At 57.5% G+C, this 22,836-nt stretch carries 23 protein-coding genes; 14 read left to right on the top strand and 9 right to left on the bottom strand.

Going from position 1 to position 22,836, the window contains the following annotated elements; all coding sequences use genetic code 11:
• Positions 1 to 60 precede the first annotated feature (60 nt).
• On the bottom strand, positions 61 to 2,544 hold the full coding sequence (gene hrpB / locus ACLIBF_RS17330; protein ID WP_279810056.1) for an ATP-dependent helicase HrpB: 2,484 nt from the start codon (positions 2,542 to 2,544) through the stop codon (positions 61 to 63).
• Between the two features lie 36 nt (positions 2,545 to 2,580).
• On the opposite strand from hrpB, the gene thpR reads away from it, so the two are divergent.
• From thpR to panD, 9 genes are all read left to right on the top strand, one after another.
• Positions 2,581 to 3,108 carry an RNA 2',3'-cyclic phosphodiesterase gene (gene thpR / locus ACLIBF_RS17335; protein ID WP_046289201.1) on the top strand — a complete coding sequence of 176 codons (528 nt, stop codon included), beginning with the start codon at positions 2,581 to 2,583 and terminating at the stop codon, positions 3,106 to 3,108.
• A gap of 11 nt (positions 3,109 to 3,119) precedes the next feature.
• Positions 3,120 to 3,824 (top strand): DNA/RNA nuclease SfsA, encoded by a 705-nt coding sequence (gene sfsA / locus ACLIBF_RS17340; RefSeq protein ID WP_279810057.1) that lies wholly within the window; start codon positions 3,120 to 3,122, stop codon positions 3,822 to 3,824.
• A 248-nt stretch (positions 3,825 to 4,072) separates the two neighbouring features.
• Positions 4,073 to 4,528, top strand: a complete 456-nt coding sequence (gene dksA, locus ACLIBF_RS17345) for an RNA polymerase-binding protein DksA (protein ID WP_031375735.1) — start codon at positions 4,073 to 4,075, stop codon at positions 4,526 to 4,528.
• A gap of 73 nt (positions 4,529 to 4,601) precedes the next feature.
• Positions 4,602 to 5,528, top strand: coding sequence for a tRNA glutamyl-Q(34) synthetase GluQRS (gluQRS, locus tag ACLIBF_RS17350; protein ID WP_069728415.1), 927 nt, complete (start codon positions 4,602 to 4,604; stop codon positions 5,526 to 5,528).
• A 39-nt stretch (positions 5,529 to 5,567) separates the two neighbouring features.
• Entirely contained in the window at positions 5,568 to 6,986 is a 1,419-nt protein-coding gene (pcnB, locus tag ACLIBF_RS17355; protein WP_206108874.1) for a polynucleotide adenylyltransferase PcnB, read from the top strand.
• A complete protein-coding gene (gene folK, locus ACLIBF_RS17360) occupies positions 6,983 to 7,468 on the top strand; it encodes a 2-amino-4-hydroxy-6-hydroxymethyldihydropteridine diphosphokinase (RefSeq protein ID WP_031375737.1) in 486 nt (161 codons plus the stop codon). Before pcnB ends, folK begins: the two co-directional genes overlap by 4 nt.
• A gap of 83 nt (positions 7,469 to 7,551) precedes the next feature.
• A complete protein-coding gene (panB, locus tag ACLIBF_RS17365) occupies positions 7,552 to 8,346 on the top strand; it encodes a 3-methyl-2-oxobutanoate hydroxymethyltransferase (RefSeq protein WP_031375738.1) in 795 nt (264 codons plus the stop codon).
• 15 nt (positions 8,347 to 8,361) lie between these two features.
• Entirely contained in the window at positions 8,362 to 9,216 is an 855-nt protein-coding gene (gene panC, locus ACLIBF_RS17370) for a pantoate--beta-alanine ligase (protein WP_031375739.1), read from the top strand.
• A 51-nt stretch (positions 9,217 to 9,267) separates the two neighbouring features.
• On the top strand, positions 9,268 to 9,648 hold the full coding sequence (gene panD, locus ACLIBF_RS17375; protein WP_031375740.1) for an aspartate 1-decarboxylase: 381 nt from the start codon (positions 9,268 to 9,270) through the stop codon (positions 9,646 to 9,648).
• Between the two features lie 59 nt (positions 9,649 to 9,707).
• Here the strand turns inward: panD and ACLIBF_RS17380 are convergent, their stop codons facing one another.
• From ACLIBF_RS17380 to ACLIBF_RS17390, 3 genes are all read right to left on the bottom strand, one after another.
• Positions 9,708 to 10,721, bottom strand: coding sequence for an acyltransferase family protein (locus ACLIBF_RS17380; RefSeq protein WP_448310183.1), 1,014 nt, complete (start codon positions 10,719 to 10,721; stop codon positions 9,708 to 9,710).
• A 435-nt stretch (positions 10,722 to 11,156) separates the two neighbouring features.
• A complete protein-coding gene (locus tag ACLIBF_RS17385; RefSeq protein WP_089561393.1) occupies positions 11,157 to 11,927 on the bottom strand; it encodes an ABC transporter permease in 771 nt (256 codons plus the stop codon).
• A complete protein-coding gene (locus ACLIBF_RS17390) occupies positions 11,924 to 12,850 on the bottom strand; it encodes an ABC transporter ATP-binding protein (protein WP_031375742.1) in 927 nt (308 codons plus the stop codon). The genes ACLIBF_RS17385 and ACLIBF_RS17390 overlap by 4 nt, the downstream gene beginning before the upstream one ends.
• A gap of 108 nt (positions 12,851 to 12,958) precedes the next feature.
• Between ACLIBF_RS17390 and can the strand changes: the two genes are divergently transcribed.
• The gene (gene can / locus ACLIBF_RS17395; RefSeq protein ID WP_448310185.1) at positions 12,959 to 13,612 is read left to right on the top strand and encodes a carbonate dehydratase; all 654 of its coding nucleotides are present in this window, start codon (positions 12,959 to 12,961) and stop codon (positions 13,610 to 13,612) included.
• 73 nt (positions 13,613 to 13,685) lie between these two features.
• Here can and hpt read toward each other — a convergent pair whose 3' ends face one another.
• Positions 13,686 to 14,222, bottom strand: a complete 537-nt coding sequence (gene hpt, locus ACLIBF_RS17400) for a hypoxanthine phosphoribosyltransferase (protein WP_046289198.1) — start codon at positions 14,220 to 14,222, stop codon at positions 13,686 to 13,688.
• Between the two features lie 235 nt (positions 14,223 to 14,457).
• Here hpt and ACLIBF_RS17405 point away from each other — a divergent pair, with 235 nt between their 5' ends.
• On the top strand, positions 14,458 to 15,741 hold the full coding sequence (locus tag ACLIBF_RS17405; RefSeq protein WP_279810059.1) for a cystathionine gamma-synthase family protein: 1,284 nt from the start codon (positions 14,458 to 14,460) through the stop codon (positions 15,739 to 15,741).
• 1 nt (position 15,742) lies between these two features.
• Here ACLIBF_RS17405 and cueO read toward each other — a convergent pair whose 3' ends face one another.
• Positions 15,743 to 17,329, bottom strand: a complete 1,587-nt coding sequence (cueO, locus tag ACLIBF_RS17410; RefSeq protein ID WP_279810060.1) for a multicopper oxidase CueO — start codon at positions 17,327 to 17,329, stop codon at positions 15,743 to 15,745.
• A 180-nt stretch (positions 17,330 to 17,509) separates the two neighbouring features.
• Here cueO and ACLIBF_RS17415 point away from each other — a divergent pair, with 180 nt between their 5' ends.
• From ACLIBF_RS17415 to speD, 3 genes are all read left to right on the top strand, one after another.
• Positions 17,510 to 17,857 carry a YacC family pilotin-like protein gene (locus ACLIBF_RS17415; RefSeq protein WP_009092068.1) on the top strand — a complete coding sequence of 116 codons (348 nt, stop codon included), beginning with the start codon at positions 17,510 to 17,512 and terminating at the stop codon, positions 17,855 to 17,857.
• Positions 17,858 to 17,964: 107 nt separating this feature from the next.
• Complete coding sequence (speE, locus tag ACLIBF_RS17420) at positions 17,965 to 18,828, top strand: polyamine aminopropyltransferase (protein WP_046289196.1); 864 nt, start codon at positions 17,965 to 17,967, stop codon at positions 18,826 to 18,828.
• Between the two features lie 28 nt (positions 18,829 to 18,856).
• Positions 18,857 to 19,666, top strand: a complete 810-nt coding sequence (speD, locus tag ACLIBF_RS17425; protein ID WP_046289219.1) for an adenosylmethionine decarboxylase — start codon at positions 18,857 to 18,859, stop codon at positions 19,664 to 19,666.
• 59 nt (positions 19,667 to 19,725) lie between these two features.
• Here speD and ACLIBF_RS17430 read toward each other — a convergent pair whose 3' ends face one another.
• The 3 genes from ACLIBF_RS17430 to dtnK are packed head-to-tail and all read right to left on the bottom strand — an operon-like array spanning position 19,726 to position 22,789.
• Positions 19,726 to 20,487 (bottom strand): DeoR/GlpR family DNA-binding transcription regulator, encoded by a 762-nt coding sequence (locus tag ACLIBF_RS17430; RefSeq protein ID WP_046289195.1) that lies wholly within the window; start codon positions 20,485 to 20,487, stop codon positions 19,726 to 19,728.
• A gap of 6 nt (positions 20,488 to 20,493) precedes the next feature.
• On the bottom strand, positions 20,494 to 21,474 hold the full coding sequence (locus ACLIBF_RS17435) for a D-threonate 4-phosphate dehydrogenase (RefSeq protein ID WP_279810061.1): 981 nt from the start codon (positions 21,472 to 21,474) through the stop codon (positions 20,494 to 20,496).
• A complete protein-coding gene (dtnK, locus tag ACLIBF_RS17440) occupies positions 21,467 to 22,789 on the bottom strand; it encodes a D-threonate kinase (protein ID WP_031376679.1) in 1,323 nt (440 codons plus the stop codon). Before dtnK ends, ACLIBF_RS17435 begins: the two co-directional genes overlap by 8 nt.
• Positions 22,790 to 22,836: the final 47 nt, after the last annotated feature.

The following is a 22,836-nucleotide window of genomic DNA, read 5'->3' on the forward strand; positions in this document are numbered from 1 at the left end:
TACTCTAACTGCTTTCTGGTGTTCCGCATGGCAGAACCCTCTGAATTCGATCCAGCGGCCTCAACCTTGCGGGGACATTTTTTTGGTGCGCCTTGTCGGCAAGGCGGTGGCCGGATCGTCTGGCCAGGGATGTTTAGGATAGCGCCCTTTCATCTCTTTACGGACCTCCGGATATGCACCGCGCCAGAATGCCGCCAGGTCGCGGGTAATCTGTAACGGGCGCTGCGCCGGCGATAACAGCTCCAGCACCAGCGGCACCCGGCCTTCAGCGACGGCGGGATTAGTGGCTTCGCCAAACATCTCCTGAATCCGCACCGCCAGTGCCGGGGGCTTGTCCGCATGGTAGCGGATTGGCAGCCGGCTTCCGGTCGGCACAGTGTAATGAGTTGGCAGCGCACTATCCAGCCGCTGGCGTTGTGACCATGTGAGTAAATGTAATAGCGCGTTGACGAGGTCCACCGATTGCAGCGTTTTCAGATCGCGGACGGCGGACATCTGCGGCAGCAACCATTGTGGCAGGCTGTCGAGCAGCGCGGCGTCATCGACCGCTGGCCACGGCTCTTCCGGCAACCATTGTGCGGCACACTGGATGCGCAGGCGCAGCTGCTCCGCCTGAGGCGTCCAGCCCAACACCGACAGCCCCTTTTCCGCCACCCAGCGCAGAATAGCCGCCTGCAGCACCGCCGGTTCCGGACGGGCCAGCGGCTGGGTTTTCAGCACCAGCGCGCCAATCTGCTCACGTCGCAGGGTGCGCAGGGTGCCCTTCTCCTCATCCCATTCGACTTCAGTCCGCCGCTCAATCAGCGCAGGCTGCTGCTGACACAGCGCCTCAATGTCGACCGGCAACGCCAGCAACATCCGCGCATCCGGCGTGGTGCTGCCCTGTAACAACGCCGGAGCGATCAGCCACGCATTGCGCGTCAGACCATCCTGCTGATCCAGCATGGCACCCAGGCCGTTGGCCAGCTGATAGCGGCCGCTCTCGTCACGCCGGCGCGCCAGCCGATCACCGAAGCCCACCGCCAGTAAGGCGGCAAAACGGTCGTCGTCCACCCGGCCGCCGCTGACCTTAAGCCGTCGCTGCCACTGCTGCGCCCGACGCAGCCACTGCGGTTGCGGCCGGTGCAGCGCATCGCGCAGATCGGCGCTGCCGCTGCGCGGGGGATCTTCCAGAATCGCCACCAGCAGCGCGGCAGTAGCGACCGCATCGGCATCCTGACCGGCGGCGCACAGCATGGCCGCCAGCCGGGGATCGCAGCCCAGCGCTGCCATCCGCCGTCCCAGCGTGTTGAGCAGTCCATGACTGTCCAGCGCGCCAAGGCGGGTTAACTGCTGCTGTGCCGCCGCCAGATGTCTGGCCGGAGGCAGATCAAGCCACTGTAGCTGTTGCGGCTGGGTACAGCCCCACTGCAGCAAATCGAGCCACAGCGATGACAAATCACTGTGCAGGATCTCCGCCTCGCTCTGTGCCGCCGCGCGAGACGCCTGCTCCTGTGGCAGCAGATGCAGACAGATGCCCGGCATTAAACGCCCGGCACGTCCGGCGCGCTGGGTCATGGAGGCCTGGCTGATGCGCTGGGTCTGCAGACGGGTCACGCCACTGCGGGCATCAAACAGCGCGCTGCGTTCCAGCGCACTGTCGACCACCAGCCGGATCCCTTCTATCGTCAGGCTGGTCTCGGCAATATTGGTGGCGAGCACCACTTTCCGGCGTCCTTGCGCCGCGGGAAGGATCGCCCGACGCTGCGCCGCCAGCGGCAGTGCGCCATACAGCGGCGTCAGATCGACGTCATCGCTAATGCGTGATTCCAGCTCGCGTCTGACCCGTTCGATCTCCGCCACGCCGGGCAAAAACAGCAGTAACGATCCGCACTCATCGCGCAGCAGCTGTGCCACTTCACGCGCCACGGCTTCCTCGAAACGCACGGTTGTGTTCAGTGACGCGTAGCGCCGTTCAACCGGATAGCTGCGCCCTTCCGACACGATCAGCGGCGCGTCTGACAACAGTGCCGCCAGCCGCGCATTGTCCAGCGTGGCTGACATCAGCATGATCTTCAGATCGTCGCGCAGCCCCTGCTGGACATCCAGCAGCAACGCCAGCGCCAGATCGGCCTGCAGGCTGCGCTCGTGGAACTCATCAAGGATCACCAGCGAAACCCCGTCCAGCATCGGATCGTGCTGTAGCATCCGCGTCAGCATCCCTTCGGTGACCACTTCCAGCCGGGTCTGCGGCCCGACACAGCTTTCGCCGCGCATCCGGAAACCGACCGTGCCCCCCGGCTGCTCACCCAGTTGCTCCGCCAGCCGTTGCGCCACGTTGCGCGCCGCCAGCCGACGCGGCTCCAGCATGATGATCCGGCCTGGCAGATCCGCCTGCTGCAATAGCTGCAGCGGCAGCCAGGTTGATTTGCCCGCGCCGGTCGGCGCCGCCAGCAGGATTTGTGAGGCGCGGCTCAGTGCCGCCAGGATGTCAGGCAGCACCGCGCTGACCGGTAAATCGCTCACAGCAAACTCCGCTTCTGCCTGTGCTAAGATGGCGCGCATTGTAGCATCCATCCGTGATATTTGCCGGAGAGCGCCATGTCGACCCAACGCTTATTTTTTGCCATCAGCCTGCCTGACGCGATGCAGCAACAGCTGGTGCGCTGGCGGGCCGATACCTTTTCCGCCGAGGCGGGCCGCCCGGTAGCCGCCGCCAATCTGCACCTGACGCTGGCGTTTCTTGGCGAGGTGACGCCAGAGACCGCACAGCGGCTGCAAACCCTGGCGTCGCGCATTGTACAGCCGGCGTTTGATCTTGATCTGGATGACGCCGGTCACTGGCCACGTCCCGGCGTGGTGTGGCTCGGCTGCCAGCGCGCGCCGCGCGGTCTGTTGCAACTGGCCAGCCTGTTGCGAGCGCAGGCCGCCCGCCACGGCTGTCATCAGAGCCCGCAGCCGTTTCATCCGCACATCACGCTATTGCGACAGGCAACGCAGCCGGTCGCCCTGCCGCCACGCGGCTTTCACTGGCGCTTTCGCGTCGCGCAGTTTTCCCTGTTCGCCTCTGACTTCGCTCAGGGCCGGACCCGCTATCGTGCGCTGGCCAGCTGGCCGTTACAGCCTTAATCAGGACGCTTATGGATTTTTTTCCGCCCCTCAAACCCGCTCGCTTGATCGCCCGTTACAAGCGTTTTCTGGCCGATGTCGAAACCCCTTCCGGCGAGATCCTGACGATTCACTGCGCCAATACCGGTGCCATGACCGGCTGCGCCACGCCAGGCGATCGGATCTGGTACTCCACCTCAGACAACCTGACGCGAAAATACCCGCACAGCTGGGAGCTGACCGAGACACAACAGGGCCACTGGATCTGCGTCAATACCCTGCGCGCTAATCAGCTGGTGGCTGAAGCGCTCGATCAGCAACGCCTGCCCGAACTGGCCGGTTATCAGCAGCGACAGGCAGAAGTGAGATATGGCAGTGAAAAAAGCAGAATTGATTTTCTGCTCAAGGCGCAGGACCGACGCAACTGCTATATTGAGGTGAAATCCGTAACCCTTTTACATGAAGGAAAAGGTTATTTTCCGGATGCGGTGACGGTTCGGGGACAGAAACATCTGCGCGAGCTGGCTATGGTCGCGGCAGAAGGTCATCGGGCCGTTTTGTTGTTTGCCGTTCTGCACTCGGGGATTGAGGACGTTTCCCCGGCGCGTCACATTGACGTGGCTTACGCAGAGCAACTGGTCCAGGCGCAGCGGGAAGGCGTGGAGGTTTTAGCGTATCAGGCGGACTTATCCGCAGCGGGCATGTTTCTTAAAACGCCGCTTAACGTAAGCTTGTAATATCTTTTGCAATTTTATGTGATAAGAATGTTCTATGCTAAGGCCCGATTACGCTGTTCCTCACAGGCTTGTCAAGGTGTGTTCACGAATAATTGCCAACCTTGACTGCTTCTGTTATTTATAGCGGCCTGTTTTTTTCCCCAATGGGGGATCGATGTACCCCGTAGATGTCAAACAGCAGGCTAGCAGCAACGCACCTGCAAGACGAAAGTCGAAGGGTATAGTGCGTGTTATCCAGGAGAAACAACATGCAAGAAGGGCAAAACCGTAAAACATCGTCCCTGAGTATTCTCGCCATCGCTGGGGTGGAGCCTTATCAGGAGAAGCCGGGCGAAGAGTATATGAACGACGCGCAGCTGACCCATTTTCGCAAGATTCTGGAAGCCTGGCGTAATCAATTGCGGGACGAAGTCGATCGTACCGTATCGCATATGCAGGATGAAGCTGCCAACTTCCCGGACCCGGTTGACCGTGCCGCGCAGGAAGAGGAGTTCAGCCTGGAGCTGCGTAACCGCGATCGCGAACGTAAACTGATCAAAAAGATCGAGAAGACGCTGAAGAAAGTCGAAGATGACGACTTTGGCTATTGCGATTCCTGTGGCGTTGAGATCGGTATCCGCCGTCTCGAAGCGCGTCCAACGGCCGATCTCTGCATCGACTGTAAGACGTTAGCAGAAATTCGTGAGAAACAAATGGCCGGCTAATGCCGCGTCCAGCACGTTGCCACGCAGTGGAACACCAACCGGTTTTTCCGCTGCGTGGTCACGTTTAACGCCTATGACCGCCTCCTGCATTGGTCGCTTCGCCCCCTCCCCGTCTGGTGAACTTCATTTCGGCTCGTTGATTGCTGCGTTAGGCAGTTACCTGAGCGCACGTGCTCAGCAGGGTATCTGGCGGGTACGGATTGAAGATATCGATCCGCCACGTGAAGTGCCGGGCGCAGCCTCGCGTATTCTGCATCAGCTGGAACATTACGGGTTAACCTGGGACGGCGAGGTATTGTGGCAGTCACAGCGCCATCAGGCTTACCGCGACGCGCTGGCCTGGCTTCAGCAGCATCGTCAGAGTTATTTCTGTACCTGTACCCGTCGTCGCATTCAGCAGATCGGCGGTTTCTATGATGGCTACTGCCGCGATCGGCAGCGCGGGCCGGAGAATGCCGCCCTGCGTTTGCGGCAGCATAACCCGGTCCTGGCGTTTGACGATCGGTTGCGCGGCCACGTGCAGGCGGACCCGCGACTGGCGCAGGAAGATTTTATCATTCACCGTCGCGATGGCCTGTTTGCCTACAACCTGGCGGTGGTGGTCGACGATCATTTTCAGGGCGTCACCGAAGTCGTTCGCGGGGCGGATTTGATTGAGCCGACAGTGCGGCAGATTGCGCTTTATCAGCAGTTTGGCTGGCCGGTCCCTGACTATCTGCATTTACCGCTGGCGCTGAATCACGACGGCAATAAGTTGTCGAAGCAGAATCATGCGCCGTCACTGCCGGATGGCGATGCCCGGCCGCTGTTAGTCGCGGCGTTACGCTTCCTCGGACAGCCGGTTTCCAGCGGCTGGCAGGACTTAACGCAGGACAAACTGCTGTCTGACGCGGTGTCGCAGTGGAATATCGCTTTGATGCCCCAGGACAACGCCCTGAAACCGGATGCAGAGACAACAGCATTCTCAAATGGTTCTCAACAGGCTATGATTAGCCGCTGATTTTACCTACACCCTTTTACGCCACTGTCGAGGTGTCCCATTTTTACCCGAGTAGCTAATTTTTGCCGGAAAGTCCTGAAGCGTGATGAAGAGGAAGCCCCTGCAGAGGTTGAACCAGAGAGTCATATGACCATCATTCCTCGTGAAAGCCACACCATCTCACGCAAAGACATCAGCGAAAATGCCCTCAAAGTGCTCTATCGCCTGAATAAAGCCGGTTATGAAGCCTATCTGGTAGGCGGTGGCGTGCGCGATTTGCTGCTGGGGCAAAAGCCCAAGGATTTCGATGTCACCACCAACGCCACGCCAGAGCAGATGCGCAAGCTGTTCCGCAACTGTCGCCTGGTTGGCCGCCGTTTTCGTCTGGCGCACGTGATGTTTGGTCCGGAAGTGATTGAAGTTGCTACCTTCCGTGGTCACCACCAGGTGGAAGAGAGCGAAGACGATCGCAACAGCTCGCAGCGCGCCCAGAGCGGCATGCTGCTGCGCGACAACATTTTCGGCACCATCGAAGATGATGCCCAGCGCCGCGATCTCACCATCAACAGCCTCTACTACAGCGTCGCCGATTTCAGCGTCCGTGACTATGTTGGCGGTCTGCAGGATCTGCAACAGGGCATCATTCGTCTGATTGGCGATCCGGAAACCCGCTATCGCGAAGATCCGGTGCGGATGCTGCGCGTTGCGCGCTTTGCCGCCAAACTCAACATGAGCATTGCGCCGGAAACGGCTGAGCCGATCCCGCGTCTGGCCTCGCTGCTGCGTGATATTCCGCCCGCGCGCCTGTTCGAAGAGTCGCTTAAGCTGCTGCAGGCTGGCTACGGTTACAGCACCTATCTCAAGCTGTGTGAATACCAGCTGTTCCAGCCGTTGTTCCCGACGCTGGCGCGCAACTTCACCGAGCAGAGCGACAGCCTGATGGAGAAGATGCTGGCTCAGGTGCTGAAAAACACCGATAACCGCATCCACAACGACATGCGCGTCAATCCGGCCTTCCTGTTTGCGGCGATGTTCTGGTATCCGCAGCTTGAAGCGGCCGAACGCATTGCGCAGGAAAGCGGCCTGACCTATTTTGAAGCCTTTGCGATGGCGATGAACGATACGCTGGATGAAGCCTGTCGTGCGCTGGCGATCCCGAAACGTATCACGTCGCTGATCCGGGATATCTGGCAGCTTCAGTTACGCATGTCGCGTCGCCACGGTAAACGTGCCTGGAAACTGATGGAGCATCCTAAGTTCCGCGCCGCGTATGACCTGCTGGCGTTGCGCGCTGAAGTGGAGAATAACCCGGAACTGCTGCGCCTGAGCCAGTGGTGGGGTGAATTCCAGGTGGCGGCACCGCCACACCAGAAAACCATGCTCAACAACCTTGGCGACGATCCGGCACCGCGGCATAAATCACGCCGTCCACGCCGTCGTCCTTCGGCACCGCGTCGCGATAATCAAAACGCCTCATGACCCGGGTTTACCTCGCGTTAGGCAGTAATCTGGCCGATCCGCTGCATCAGGTTGATGCAGCGCTGAGCGCACTGGATGCGTTGCCAGAGACGCAACGCATCGCCACCTCGCCGTTCTATCGCACGCCGCCCTACGGCCCACCCGATCAGCCTGACTTTCTTAACGCCGCCGTGGCGCTGGAGACCGGGCTGAGCGCGGAGGCGTTGCTGGATCATACCCAGCGGATTGAGCGGGAGCATGGCCGGGTGCGCAAGGCAGAGCGCTGGGGTCCACGCACGCTGGATATCGACGTGATGCTGTTTGGCGACGCGGTGATTAACAGCGATCGCCTGATTGTGCCGCACTATGACCTGCTGAACCGCGCCTTTATGCTGGTGCCGCTGCTGGCAATCGCACCCGACGCCACGCTGCCGGATGGCCGGGCGCTCAGCGCCGTGCTTGCCACGCTGGATAGCAGCGCTATCCGTCTCTGGCACGCCTGAGCACACAATCACACATCTTCGATTCCGCTCTTTAACGCTATCCAGTAAACTGCGCCCATCAGAATTTCTGAGTTGAGAGCGCCATGAAACCCACCACAATGTCCCATCTGCGTCAGTGGAAAGCCGACGGCAAAAAATTCGCCACGCTGACCGCCTACGATTTCAGTTTTGCCCGCCTGTTTGCCAACGAAGGCATTCAGGTGATGCTGGTTGGTGATTCCCTCGGCATGACGGTGCAGGGCCACGATTCCACCCTGCCGGTCACGGTCAGCGATATCGCCTACCATACTGCCGCCGTCCGGCGCGGCGCGCCACAGGCGCTGCTGCTGGCCGATCTGCCATTCATGAGTTATGCCACACCACAACAAACCTTCGACAATGCCGCACAGCTGATGCGTGCCGGTGCCAACATGGTGAAGCTGGAAGGCGGAAGCTGGCTGGCAGAGACAGTACAGATGCTGACCGAGCGTGCGGTACCGGTCTGCGGGCACCTTGGTCTGACGCCACAGTCGGTCAATATCTTTGGCGGCTACAAGGTTCAGGGCCGGGATGAGGCAGGCGCAGAGCAGCTGATGACCGATGCGCTGGCGCTGGAAGCGGCGGGTGCACAGCTGATGGTGCTGGAGTGTGTACCGGTTGCGCTGGCTCAGCGCGTAACCGCTGCCCTCTCCATTCCGGTGATCGGCATTGGGGCCGGCAACGTAACCGATGGGCAGATTCTGGTAATGCACGATGCGCTGGGCGTGACCGGCGGGCATATCCCCAAATTTGCTAAAAACTTCCTCGCCGCGACCGGCGATATCCGCGCCGCGATTCGCCACTATATCGCCGAAGTCGAAGCCGGAACCTACCCGGCGGCAGAGCACAGCTTCCAGTAATTCAGGAGAGTAACCGTGTTGATCATTGAAACGCTGCCGATGCTGCGCCGTGAAGTGCGTCGCTGGCGGCAACAAGGTAAGCGCATCGCGCTGGTGCCCACCATGGGCAATCTGCACGAAGGACATTTAACGCTGGTCGATGAAGCACGTTCTCGCGGCGACATCGTAATCGTCTCCGTCTTCGTCAACCCAATGCAGTTTGATCGCGCTGACGATCTGGCGCGCTATCCGCGTACCCTGCAGCAGGATTGCGAGAAACTGAACCGCCATCAGGTTGATGTGGTGTTCGCCCCGTCACCGGCTGAAGTCTATCCGCACGGCCTGAAGAATCAGACCTTTGTTGAAGTGCCGGTGCTCTCTTCGCTGCTGGAAGGGGAAACCCGCCCCGGTCATTTTCGCGGCGTGGCAACCATTGTCAGCAAGCTGTTTAACCTGGTTCAGCCGGACATTGCCTGTTTCGGTGAAAAGGATTTCCAGCAGTTGGCTATCATTCGCAAGATGGTGGCTGACATGGGCTTTGACATTGAGATTGTCGGCGTGCCTACGGTGCGCGCCAAAGATGGCCTGGCGCTGAGTTCGCGTAATGGCTACTTAACCGCTGACGAGCGTAAGCTGGCGCCTGCGCTGAGTCAGGTAATGAATCAGATGGCGGCGCGGCTGGCTAACGGCGAGCGCCACATTGAAGAGATCATCGAAGCGGCCAATCAGACGCTGCTGGAGCGGGGATTACGCCCGGATGGACTGGCCATCTGCGATGCGGAAACCCTGCAACCGCTGACGGTTGACAGCCAGCGCGCCGTGGTACTGATGGCGGCCTGGCTGGGTAATGCCCGTTTAATCGATAATCAAACTGTCGACCTGACGCAGTAAGCTGCATCCGCTGAAGGTCATTTTATTTCTCGTCTGACAAGGTTTCTGGCTATGATTCGCACTGTATTACAAGGCAAGTTGCACCGCGTGAAAGTTACGCAGGCGGACCTCAACTATGAAGGCTCCTGTGCTATCGATCAGGACTTCCTTGATGCGTCCGGCATTCTGCAATATGAAGCGATTGATATTTACAACGTCACCAACGGCCAGCGCTTTTCGACCTACGCCATCGCCGCTGAACGTGGCTCCAAAATCATTTCGGTCAACGGGGCGGCGGCGCGCTGCGCCTGTGAAGGCGACATTCTGATCATCTGTTCCTACGTGCAGGTCGAGGATGCGGAAGCGCGCCAGTGGCAGCCTAAAGTGGCCTACTTTGAGGGCGACAACCAGATGAAGCGGCTGGCGAAAGCGGTGCCGGTGCAGGTTGCCTGATCGAAAAAAGGGCCGCCGATCAGCGATCGGCGGCCCTTTTTTTGCTGACCTGACGGTCGTTACACCGGTTTAGTGGCGAGCGATTTAGACGGCTTTTTCATGGTAAACAGGAAGTTGAACCAGCCACGTTTTCTCAGCAGACACAGCGTCCACGGCAGCGCCAGCGCCACCAGAAAAGCGGAGATAAACTTCAGGTCGTTTACCCAGGCTGACGGGCTTTCAAATTTCACAATCTTACTGAAGAACTGAATCGCCAGATAATGCGACAGGTAAAAGACGATTGAGTTGACCCCGATGTAGTAAACCAGATCCGACTTCAGCTTCAGCGCAATCCAGACAAAGAACGGCACCGACACCAGCGCCAGCGGCGACAGTAAAGCCGGCGAGTTGGTCTCCAGCACAAAGATATTCAAGCAGGAGAGCAGCACAAAGCTTAACAGTGAAATAAATAACGTCGGGCCATGCTGCACTTTATCCGCAATATCGACCTGTTTTCTTACCACGTAGTCACCGAGGTAGAAGAAAACGAACAGGTAGAACGACTTATTCACGTGGGTGTTATCGAAGCTGGCGAATACGCTGTCAGGATCGATCGCCGGAAGACCCCAGCTCAGTCCCATACAGACCGCGAACACCAGCAGGAACGGCAGGTGACGGGCAAAGATAATCACCACAAAGAAAATAAACAGCGACTGCAGGAACCATGTCATATCGCCCCCGCCCGTCAGGTGGGACAGAATGATATTCAACGGTGACTGCGGCGTATTGGCCATTGAGCTAAAGACGATCTTTAACCCGCCATAAATAATCACCCATACCACGAAAGGATAGAGGATGCTGCGGATCTTATTATTAAAAAAGGGACCCAGGCCTTTTCTTAATCCCGCATCGACAAATAAACCTGAAACGAAAAACATCAGTCCTAATCGAACTGGTGCAAGCATTTCATTTAACAGGCTACTGAAGGCGGTAAAGTGTCCGGCATTATTATGCACGGCGATAGTGCTATGCAAAAAAATGATTGCGAGAATACTCAATCCCCGCAGATTATCGATCCACGTAATACGATTCATCTTTTCCTGCCTTTTAATTAAGACTGGCCCTGATTTACCGGCCATCTTTCTTACTGAACTCTCAACATTCCCCCATTTCCATCCATGATCAAGGAAATAACGTTAATCTGACGGTATTTTGCTAACTCGGCTTCAATTAAACAACAGCCAGCTATTCATCCAATTCCTAAAAATTTTTTAACTGAGTTAAATCAGCGCGATATAAAGGAAGCAGGGGTTATTATCAGATAATACTTAGGGTTATTTTATTGCCAGTACCGCGGAGACTGGCATTAATGCCAGCAGCAGAGGAAGAATAATCAGCCGGGGTGGGATTAAGATGTTATTAAAAGGTTAAATTAGATACCGGCCACCAGCTTAAATCGGCCAGTCTTTATACGGTCAAAAAAAAGCCACGCCGTTTTCACCGCGTGGCTGCTTTGTTGAGAGCGGCAATCAGGTACGTAATCCGCGACCGCGCTGAATCAGGGTATATACCAGACCATAGAACACCACGATAAAGGCGATCAGCACCGACAGAGTAAATACCAGTGGCACGTCGTTAATACCGAGGAAGCCGAAACGGAAACCGCTGATCATATAAACGATCGGATTAAGCTTCGAGACTGCCTGCCAGAAAGGCGGCAGCAGCGTCAGGGAATAGAATACCCCGCCGAGATAGGTTAACGGCGTCAGCACAAAGGTCGGGATCAGGCTGATGTCATCAAAAGTCCGGGCGAAGACTGCATTCAGCAGGCCGGCCAGCGAAAACAGCACCGCAGTCAGCAGCAGCGTCACCGCCACCATGGTCCAGGAGTGGACATGGAACGGCACAAAGAACAGCGAAATGGCGGTGACCAGAATGCCGACGCAGACGCCACGCGCTACCCCGCCGCCCACGTAACCGGCGATGATAATGTGGGTCGGCACCGGTGCGACCAGCAGCTCTTCAATATTGCGCTGGAACTTGGCGCTGAAGAACGACGAGGCTACGTTGGCATAGGCGTTGGTGATCACCGCCATCATGATCAGACCCGGCACGATGAACTGCATATAGCTGAAACCGTGCATCTCACCAATCCGCGAGCCGATCAGGTTACCGAAGATGATGAAGTAGAGCGTCATGGTGATCACCGGTGGCACCAGCGTCTGGATCCAGATGCGGGCGAAACGGTTGATCTCTTTGGCCCAGATGCTCTTCAGCGCCACCCAGTACAAATGTGTCATGCTTTTGCTCCTGTTTTTCCCTGCGTCAGGCCGACGAACAACTCTTCCAGACGGTTGGCTTTGTTACGCATGCTCAGCACCTGCACGCCCTGCGCGCTGAGCTGGCTGAACACGCTGTTCAGACCCTGCTCCCGTAACACTTCCACTTCCAGCGTCGAGGTATCCACCAGACGATACTGGAAGCCTTCCAGCGTCGGTAACGGACTGCGCGGCGCCAGATCGAGGATGAAGGTTTCCGATTTAAGCTTGGAGAGCAGTTCTTTCATTGAGGTGTTCTCGACCAGTTCCCCGCTCTGAATAATGCCGATATTGCGGCACAGCATTTCTGCCTCTTCCAGATAGTGGGTGGTGAGAATAATGGTGGTGCCCTTGGCGTTGAGATCTTTCAGGAACACCCACATTGAGCGTCGCAGTTCGATATCAACCCCGGCGGTTGGTTCATCGAGGATCAGCAGCTTAGGTTCATGCATTAACGCCCGGGCGATCATCAGACGGCGCTTCATGCCGCCAGAGAGCATCCGCGCCCGTTCGCTACGTTTTCCCCACAGATCGAGCTGCTTCAGGTACTTTTCCGCCCGCTCATTGGCTTCGCGACGTTCGACGCCATAGTAACCCGCCTGGTTAACTACGATTTGCATCACCGTCTCAAACGGGTTGAAGTTAAATTCCTGCGGCACCAGACCGAGCTGGCGTTTGGCGTTGACCACATCTTTTTCCAGATCGTAGCCAAATACCCGGACGCTGCCGTCAGATTTGTTGACCAGCGAACTGATAATACCGATGGTGGTTGATTTACCGGCGCCATTCGGTCCCAGCAGTGCATAAAAATCACCGGCCTCAACGTTAAGATCGATACCCTTCAGCGCCTGCACGCCGCCGGGATAGGTCTTGGTCAGCCGGGAAAGTTCCAGTGCATAAGTCATTCCGAATCCATACCCTGTTTTGATGGCAATTTAATGCCGTTTAAATTTGTGAAGCCTTCGCCTATAGTACGCGCACGCACTCTGCGCAGTAACCGGTCGCTCAACGCCATGACAGATATCGATACCCTGATCAGTAATAACCGTGAATGGTCCAAATTACTGGTCGAAGAAGATCCCGGCTTTTTTGAGCGGCTCGCCCAGGCCCAGAAACCGCGCTTCCTGTGGATTGGCTGTTCTGACAGCCGCGTCCCCGCCGAACGTCTGACCGGACTGGAACCGGGTGAACTGTTTGTCCACCGCAACGTCGCCAATCTGGTGATTCACACCGATCTCAACTGTCTTTCCGTGGTGCAATACGCCATCGAAGTGCTGGAAGTTGAACACGTCATTGTGTGTGGTCATTATGGCTGCGGCGGCGTGCAGGCGGCGATGGATAACCCGGAACTGGGGTTGATCGACAACTGGCTGCTGCACATCCGTGACCTCTGGTACAAGCATAGCGTGTTGCTGGGGGAACTCCCGCCGAATAAACGTTTGGATAAACTGTGCGAAATCAACGTCGTTGAACAAGTCTATAACCTGGGACACTCGACCGTGCTGCAATCTGCCTGGAAACGCGGGCAGAATGTCTCACTGCATGGCTGGGTTTACGGCATTCAGGACGGCTGCCTGCGTAACCTTGATGTTACGGCAAACAGCCGCGAAATCCTTGAACAACGCTACCGTCACGGCATCGCTAATCTGTTGAATAGCGATAAATAAGCGGAGTCAGGCGCGACACAGCCTACACGAAGCAGGCGGTGCTGGCCTTGGAAGAATGTGCGGTGCGCTGTACTCAGGATTCGATCGGCACCACTTTGCCGATATACGGCAGATGGCGATAGTGCTGCGCATAGTCGATACCAAACCCAACCACGAACTCATCCGGGATGGCAAAGCCGACGTACTCAACGTTGACCTCTACTTCACGGCGTTCCGGCTTATCCAGCAGGGTACAGATCGCCAGTGATTTTGGCTGACGCAGCTGCAGGATTTCGCGCACCTTACTCAGAGTGTTGCCGGAGTCGATGATATCTTCGACGATCAGCACATCTTTGCCACGGATATCTTCATCCAGATCTTTCAGGATTTTCACATCGCGGCTGCTGGACATGCCGCTGCCGTAACTCGACGCGGTCATAAAGTCGACTTCGTGCGGGACATCAATCGCGCGGCACAGGTCGGCCATAAACATAAAAGAGCCACGCAGCAGCCCCACCAGCACCATATCGCTGCCGCTGTCACGGTAATGGTCGTTAATCTCTTTGCCCAGTTCAGCGATGCGCGCGGCGATTGCCTGTTCAGGGATCATCACTTCAACAGTGTGTTTCATTGCTTTCAGCCCGGTTACGTCAGAAAAGCCACGAAGTCTATCATAGAGAGTAGCGCGGCGGCTGCGCCAGCCTTAAAGCAAACGATACCGTGGTGAAAATTATTGCGGCCCGGCGAGGGGCGGTGCAAATGCGCATTACCTTAGAACTTTCTGGCATTTACCAGCATGATTCGCTGCATGGTAGCCTTTATCCAACATATCGTTACTCCACTCGTGCCGCTGGCCGGAGATCTCAATGACTTCATCATCAAGTAAAAAAACCCACATCGGCGATCGCCCGCTGCATCCTGAAACCCAGATGCTGAATTACGGCTATGACCCTCGCCTCTCTGAAGGCGCGGTAAAGCCGCCGGTGTTTCTGACCTCAACCTTTGTGTTTAACAGCGCTGAAGAGGGACGGGATTTCTTTGACTATGTGTCAGGCCGGCGTGAACCGCCAGAAGGCAAATCGGGTGGACTGGTCTATTCGCGGTTTAACCATCCCAACAGTGAAATCGTTGAAGATCGGCTGGCGGTCTATGAGCAGGCGGAGAGCTGTTCGCTGTTCTCTTCCGGTATGTCAGCAATCGCCACTACCCTGCTGACCTTTGCCCGGCCGGGTGAGGTTATTCTGCATTCTCAGCCGCTGTATGGCGGCACCGAAACGCTGCTGAGCAAGACGCTGCACAATCTGGAGATTAAGGCGGTCGGCTTTAGCGACGGCAATGACGAGGCCAAAGTGCGGGAGGCGGCGCAGCAGGCGATGGCGCTGGGTCGGGTAGCGATTATCCTGATCGAGACGCCGGCCAACCCGACCAATAGCCTGGTGAACATCCGTCTGATGGCGCGGATCGCCGATGAGATCGACCAGCAGCAGGGTTCACGTCCGATTATCGCCTGCGACAACACCCTGCTCGGCCCGCTGTTTCAGCAGCCGCTGACGCTGGGCGCGGACCTGTCGCTCTACTCGCTGACCAAATACGTTGGCGGCCATTCCGACCTGATTGCCGGTGCGGCGATGGGCAGTAAAAAGCTGATGGGGCAGGTCCGGGCGCTGCGCAGTGCTATCGGCACTCAGCTCGATCCGCACTCCAGCTGGATGATCAGCCGATCGCTGGAAACGCTGTCGCTACGAATGGAGAAAGCGTTTCACAACGCCGAAGCGGTGGCCGCCTTCCTGCGCGATCATCCTAAAGTGGCGAAACTGCACTGGCTGCCTTATCTGGATGAAGCGAGTGCAGAAGGCAAAACCTACCGCGAGCAGTGCAGCGGAGCCGGTTCGACCTTCTCGTTTGATATTGCTGGCGGCCAGCAGGCAGCCTTCCGTTTTCTCAACGCCCTGTCGCTGTTCAAGCAGGCGGTCAGCCTTGGCGGCACCGAGTCGCTCGCCAGCCATCCCGGCAGCACCACGCACTCCGGTGTGCCGCAGGCGGTGCGTCAGCGTATCGGCATCACTGACGCCACGGTGCGGCTGTCGATTGGTATTGAGAACGCGGGTGACCTGATTGAAGATATCAGGCTGGCGCTGGATCAGGCCTGATTTAGCTGACGGTGAACCCGAGCATCATGCCGGTATCTTCATGCTCCAGCAGATGACAGTGGGCCATATAGGCATGTTCGGCGGCGGCGACGTAACTGAAGCGCACCAGCACTTCACTGCGCCAGCCGTCGACATTCACCATGTCTTTCCAGCCCTGACGATGCGGCGCCGGTGGTTTGCCGTTCTCTGACAGGATACGGAACTGCGTACCGTGAATATGGAACGGATGCAGCATCGCGTCACCCTCGCCGGAAATGGTCCATTTTTCCGTTTCATCCAGTTTTACCGCGAATGACGGCTGGGTCATATTGAATGCCTGGCCGTTGATCTTATTGCCGCTACGGAAATCGTAACCGGCCGGTTGCGCCATGCCGTGCATGCTGTGATCCATCGGCTGATCGTGACTGGCCGCCGGTTTATCGTGCGCCATCGGCATCGTAGGATGACCGCCTTTGCCCATCGCCTTGTCACCGTAGCGCTGCATCAGCGCCTGCATCCCCTGCTGATCCAGCTGAGGATCCATCATCAGTTGTAGCCAGCGACTGGTCAGCCCCTCGGTTTTCGGCAGCGGCGGCAGCGTTGCCAGCCGATCCGGCAGCGTGCCGCTGGCCATCACCCGCAGCGGTAAAATCTGCACCAGCGGCAGCGGTTGATCGAACGGTGCCAGCGTCATGCCCATCTGCCCGACCGGCAGAGTCACCAGCTCAAAAGCCTTACCATCCCCGGTATCGATCATCACTTCAAAGCGCTCGCCCGGCAGCATCGGCAGTGATTCCAGCCTGGCCGGCTCTGCCAGCAGTCCGCCATCACTGGCGATGACATAGAGTGGACGCCGATCGCTGGCGGCGATGTCCAGCGAACGGGCATTGCAGCCGTTGAGTAAGCGCAACCGCAGCCAGCCGCGCGGTACGGCTTGCTGCGGATACTGCACGCCATTGGTCAGCATCATGTCACCAAACCAGCCGACCGCAGCGCGCATCACGTCCAGCTGGTAATCGATGCGGCTACCATCCTGGGTCAGCTGTTTGTCCTGAAAGATCAGCGGTACGTCATCAGCGCCCCACTGAGTAGGCAGCCGCAGTTTGCCGATCTCGTTATCTTCCAGCAGGATCAGCCCCGCCAGTCCCTGTGCCACCTGATGACCGGTTTTCCCGTGCAGATGCGGATGATACCAGCAGGTTGCTGCCGGTTGATCGGGCGTGAAAGAGACCTGCCGGGTGTCGCCAGCGGCGATGCTGGCCTGCGGCCCGCCGTCAACTGCGCCAGGGATCTCCAGCCCGTGCCAGTGCAGCGTCGTCGCTTCGTTCAGCCGGTTATGAATGTTCACCGTGGCGGGCTTGCCGCTTTGCAGCCGGATCGCCGGACCGAGCAAATTGCCGTTATAGCCCCAGGTCGGCACCGCTTTGCCATTCCACTGACTGGTACCCTGCATCGCGGTCAGCGTGTACTGGCCGTTAGCATCCGGCGTCAGCAGCGAGGGAACGGGCAGCAGCGGGCGGCTGGCGGCCATCAGCGAGCGGCTCCAGAGCGGCAGCGCCCCGGCGGCACTCAGGGCGGCGGTGAGTTTCAGGAAATGGCGACGTTGCATGGTGATCATCCTTGTGGCATGAGAGCAGACAGCCTAAACCCTGACCTTATGGGAAGGTCAAGTGTTACCCGCCAGAATGAGCCGAAAAAAGCCGGAGAGCCGCACGGTACGGCAAATTAATCGAAAACCTGATAGCAACTGTGCTAACGTCATTAACAATATCCATTGAAGAGAACGATTATGAAGCAAAGCATTAAGATCCTGCTGCTGACGGGACTCCTTGGCTTCTCCTCCACCAGTTTTGCCCTGAGCGAATCCGAAGCGGAAGATCTGGCCGATCTGACGGCGGTGTTCGTCTATCTGAAAAATGATTGCGGCTATCAGGATCTGCCGGATGCGCAGATTCGTAAAGCGCTGGTGTTTTTTGCTCAGCAGAACCGCTGGGATTTAAGCAACTACAGCAATTACAACATGAAGGCGCTGGGTGAAGAGAGCTATCGTGACCTGAGCGGCATCGCCATCACTAACGATAAAAAATGCAAGTCGCTGGCGCGTGATTCGCTGAGTCTGCTGGCCTACGTCAGATAACCCTCTCCCCTCTCTTCTGCTGGACATTTGACCGTGCAACCACGGTCAGAGTTAGCTATGATGTGCCGCCCATTTTCATGGCGATGTCATCAGAGGAGAGCCCCACCATGGCCCAAAATGAAATGTGGTATGAAACCCTTCATGCCGGTTTTGGCCAGTATTTCACGATTGATAAACAGCTCTATCGTGAGAAAACTGCGCATCAGGATTTAATCATTTTCGAAAATGCCGCGATGGGTCGCGTGATGGCGCTGGACGGTGTGGTACAGACCACCGAGCGCGACGAATTTATCTATCATGAAATGATGACCCACGTTCCTCTGCTGGCGCACGGTGCGGCGAAAAGCGTGCTGATTATCGGCGGCGGCGATGGCGCAATGCTGCGCGAAGTGTCACGTCATCCGCAGATCGAAAAGATCACCATGGTGGAGATTGATGCGGGCGTGGTGACGTTCTGCCGTCAGTATCTGCCGAACCACAGCGCCGGTGCCTATGACGATCCGCGCTTTACCCTGGTGATCGACGACGGGGTTAACTTTGTTAACCAGACCCGCGAAAAATTCGATGTCATCATCTCGGACTGCACCGATCCGATCGGTCCTGGCGAAAGTCTGTTTACCTCAGAATTTTATGCCGGCTGCAAAGCGGCCCTTAATGAAAATGGCATCTTTGTGGCGCAGAATGGCGTCTGCTTCCTGCAGCAGGACGAAGCGGTCAACAGCCATCGCAAACTGGGTCACTATTTTGCCGATGTCAGCTTCTATCAGGCGGCGATTCCGACCTATTATGGCGGCATCATGACCTTTGCCTGGGCCAGTGACAATCCGGCGCTGCGCCAGCTCGATAGCGCGACGTTACAGGCGCGTTTCGAGGCCGCTGGCCTGACCTGCCGTTACTACACACCGGCAATCCATACCGGCAGTTTTGCCCTGCCGCAATATCTGTTGAATGCGTTATCCGCCACGCGCTGATGGCACATTTCTAAGGGGGTGAGTGAAATTGCAAAAGCTAAAACTACATGGCTTCAACAACCTGACTAAGAGCCTGAGTTTTTGTATTTACGATATTTGCTATGCGAATACTGAAGCTGAACGTGATGGTTATATTGCCTATATTGATGAGCAATATAACGCCAACCGTCTGACCGAAATTCTGACCGAGACCTGCTCGATCATTGGTGCCAACGTGCTGAACATTGCGCGCCAGGATTATGAGCCGCAGGGCGCGAGCGTCACCATTCTGGTCAGCGAAGAACCGATCGATCCGAAAGATATCGATAACTCGGAACACCCTGGCCCGTTACCGAATTCGGTGGTGGCCCATCTGGATAAGAGTCATATCTGCGTACACACCTATCCGGAAAGTCATCCGGAAGGCGGACTGTGTACCTTCCGCGCCGATATTGAAGTCTCTACCTGCGGCGTGATTTCACCGCTCAAAGCGCTGAACTACCTGATTCACCAGTTGGAATCTGACATCGTCACGGTCGATTACCGGGTGCGCGGGTTTACCCGTGATGTGAAGGGGATGAAGCACTTTATCGATCACGAAATAAACTCGATCCAGAACTTCATGTCGGAAGATATGAAAGCGATGTATGACATGGTGGATGTGAACGTTTATCAGGAAAACATCTTTCATACCAAGATGTTGCTGAAAGAGTTCGATCTGAAGCACTACCTGTTTAATACCAAACCTGAAGATCTCAGCCCACAGGAGCATAAACGGATTACCGACCTGCTGTGGAAAGAGATGCGTGAAATTTATTACGGCAGAAATATCCCGTCTGTGGGTCTGAAGACGCTGTAATCCTTGCGGGCGGCGCGCTGTGTCTGGCAGCCGCCGCTTACCGTTGTTGCCGCTGGCGGTTATGCCGTCAGCAACAAGCCGATCCCACGCTCCCGCAGCCCATGCCGGGCAGCCTCTTCCAGCCGCTCATCGGTCACAATATCGGTCAGGCTCTCCAGCGGCGCGGCGCAAAACAGCGACCAGGAACCATATTTACTGCTGTCCGCCAGCAACACCCGACGCCCGGCATTGGCCAGCAGATCGTGCTTCAGCCCGGCTTTCTCCTCGGTTGGAGTAGTAATGCCGCGCTCAAGGCTCCATGAATTACAACTGACAAAGGCGATATCCGGATTGATGCTGCGCAACAGTCGACGGCCATGTTCGCCAATACAGGACTGGCTGGAGTCGTCGATGCGGCCACCGATAATCGTTACCTCAATCTGCCTGAATTCCGATAAAAACAGCGCAATGTGCAGATCGGCGGTAATCACCCGCAGCGGCAGATGGGTCAGCTGGCGCGCCAGTTCCAGCATAGTAGTACCGGCATCCAGCACCACCGCGTCGCCCGCCTGAACAAAGCTGGCAGCACAGGCGGCTATCGCCTGCTTTTCCGCCAGATTACGCTGCATTTTTTCCAGCGTGGTCGGCTGCGTAGGAATGAACCGGTTGAGGGTGACGCCGCCATGACTGCGGCTGATCACCCCTTCTTTATCCAGCTTAATCAAATCACGTCGAATCGTGGCCGGCGAGGCGGAAATCGCACTGACCAGTTGCTCAACAGTCACCAGATTATGGCTTTTCAGGTAATCCATAATCTGGTCAAGACGGCTCTGTCCCTTCATATTTCCCTATGCGAGCTGCATCGCGAGTTTGATAGAGATCGCCATGCTCTCAGACTTCGCTTTACCTGTCCAGGCGATATCAAACGCCGTGCCGTGGTCCGCCGAGGTGCGGATAAACGGCAGGCCCGCAGTGATGTTCACCCCATCGTAGAATCCCAGCAGCTTCAGCGGAATGTGTCCCTGATCGTGGTACATTGCCACCACCATATCGTACTGCCCTTCCTGACATTGCAGGAATACCGTATCCGGTGGACAGGGGCCCGACACCGCGATGCCCTGTGCTTTCATTGCCGCAATCGCCGGGGCGACCGTAGTTATTTCCTCATCACCAAACAGGCCATTTTCACCGGCGTGCGGATTGACGCCCGCCACGGCGATGCGCGGCTGGGTAAAGCCGACCCGACGCAGGAAGGTGTCCGCCATGCCGATCACCGTCTCAATGCGTGAACGGCTCAGGGTATCGAGGAATTTACGCAGCGCAATATGGGTGGTGACGTGAATGACCTTCAGCTTATCGGTATAGAGCACCATGGCGTAATCCTGAGTGCCGGTCAGGTGCGCCAGCAGTTCAGTGTGACCCGGATAGAGATGACCCGCCGCGTGCAGCGCCTCTTTGTTGAGTGGCGCGGTGGCAATAGCTTGTACCTCGCCCGCCAGCGCCAGTTCGGTGGCGCGCTTCACGCAGCGCCACGCCAGATCGCCCGCCTGCTTCTGCACCATACCTGGCTTTAGCGCTTCAGGATCGGCTAACGGTTCATCGATCACGTTAATGATGCCGGGCGCAAAGTGGGCCGATGCCACCCGATCCACAATCCGCAGTTCCGCCTGTGGCGTAATGTTCATCGCCATAATCCGCCGCAGCGTCGCAGCGCAGCCGACAACCACCGCTGGCACGCCATTCAACTCACCTTCCAACAGCGATTTGATAATGATTTCCGGGCTGATGCCCGCCGGATCGCCCATGGTGACCGCAATAATTTTACTCACTCGACTTCTCCTCAATAAAACCAATGGCTGCTACCAGGGTGTTTTCATCACCAAAGCCACCGGCTTTGGTCATCACCGGCAGGGTAAATTCACTGTTAAGCAGAACCCCGTGCGGCACACAGCCCGCCACCAGGCCCTGAATCTGAAATCCGCTGGCACCCAGAGCCTGAGCGACGGCAATCGCCACGTCGCCGCCAGACAGATAGAGCGCATGCGGGAGCTGGCTGTCACACAACGTGCGGGTCATCTCACCGAGCAACTGACAAATCGCTTCGCCCAGTTGCTGGCGCGTCAGCTGAAACTGCTGGCAGAGCATTTCAATCTCATGCCGCTGTGAAGCATGCTGACAGGTGCGGATCACCGTATGTCGTCCCTGACGTAGCGCCGCTGTGGCTTGTCCCAGCCAGTCCGCTGCATCGGGCCAGGCGGGCTGGCGGAACAGCTGACGGATATCAACATCCACCACCGTCACCTGCCGCTGGGTCGCCAGCGTGGCGATCTGCTGCTGTGCGCGGCTGCTCATCGAGCCGATAACCGCCAGTACCGGTCGTGCTGCGTGGACACCTGCGTCAACCGCCGTACCGCTAACTCTCCTTTCCGCCGATGACGACGGCGCAGGCCGGGCGGCGAGATGGCGGCCCAGTGCCTCGCTTAAGCCTGCCGCACCCACCAGCAGCGGTTTTTCACTCAGCCGTGCCGCGGCTGCCATCAGGCGAGCCAGGTCAGTGTCGTTTTCAGCATCGACCACCAGCACGCCGCGGGCGTCCGTTAAGCGCTGCTCAAGCCGATCGCTGCGCAGGGTGGCGAGATCGATCTGATCCCCGTCGATGTGCAGTTGCTGAAGCACGCTGGCGCTGACGATGGGGGTTTTGGGATCGCTGGCAAATTCGGTATCAGTCAGCAAACGATCGCCAAGCCAGACCTGACCGGCACGCGTAGTGCGGCCGAGGTACGGCACGGCCGGTGCTACCAGCGCCAGACGTTTACCGCTGGCTGCCAGCGCCGCCCGCAGTTCAGCAGCGACATTGCCCCGCAGCGTGGAGTCGATCTTTTTAAACAGCCAGCCCTGCGCAATCTGCGGAGCGTAGTGGCCCACCGCCTCAGTGATCCGCTCTGCCGCCACCACGGGCGTGACTGCCCGACTGTCGGTGCTGATTACCCAGACATCCGCTGCCTCGCTATCTGCAGGCGTCGTTGGGCTGAACAGCACCTGAACCCGGGCACCGGCCTGTGCCAGCCCACTGCCTGCATCATTGGCTCCGGTAAAGTCATCGGCGATGACCACTACCGGGGTTTTCCACCATGACGAACTCATCGTCTCTCCTGTCAGGCTATTGCCGCTGCAATTGATTATATTCAATC

This window comes from Pantoea sp. PGP6 (genome assembly GCF_053474785.1).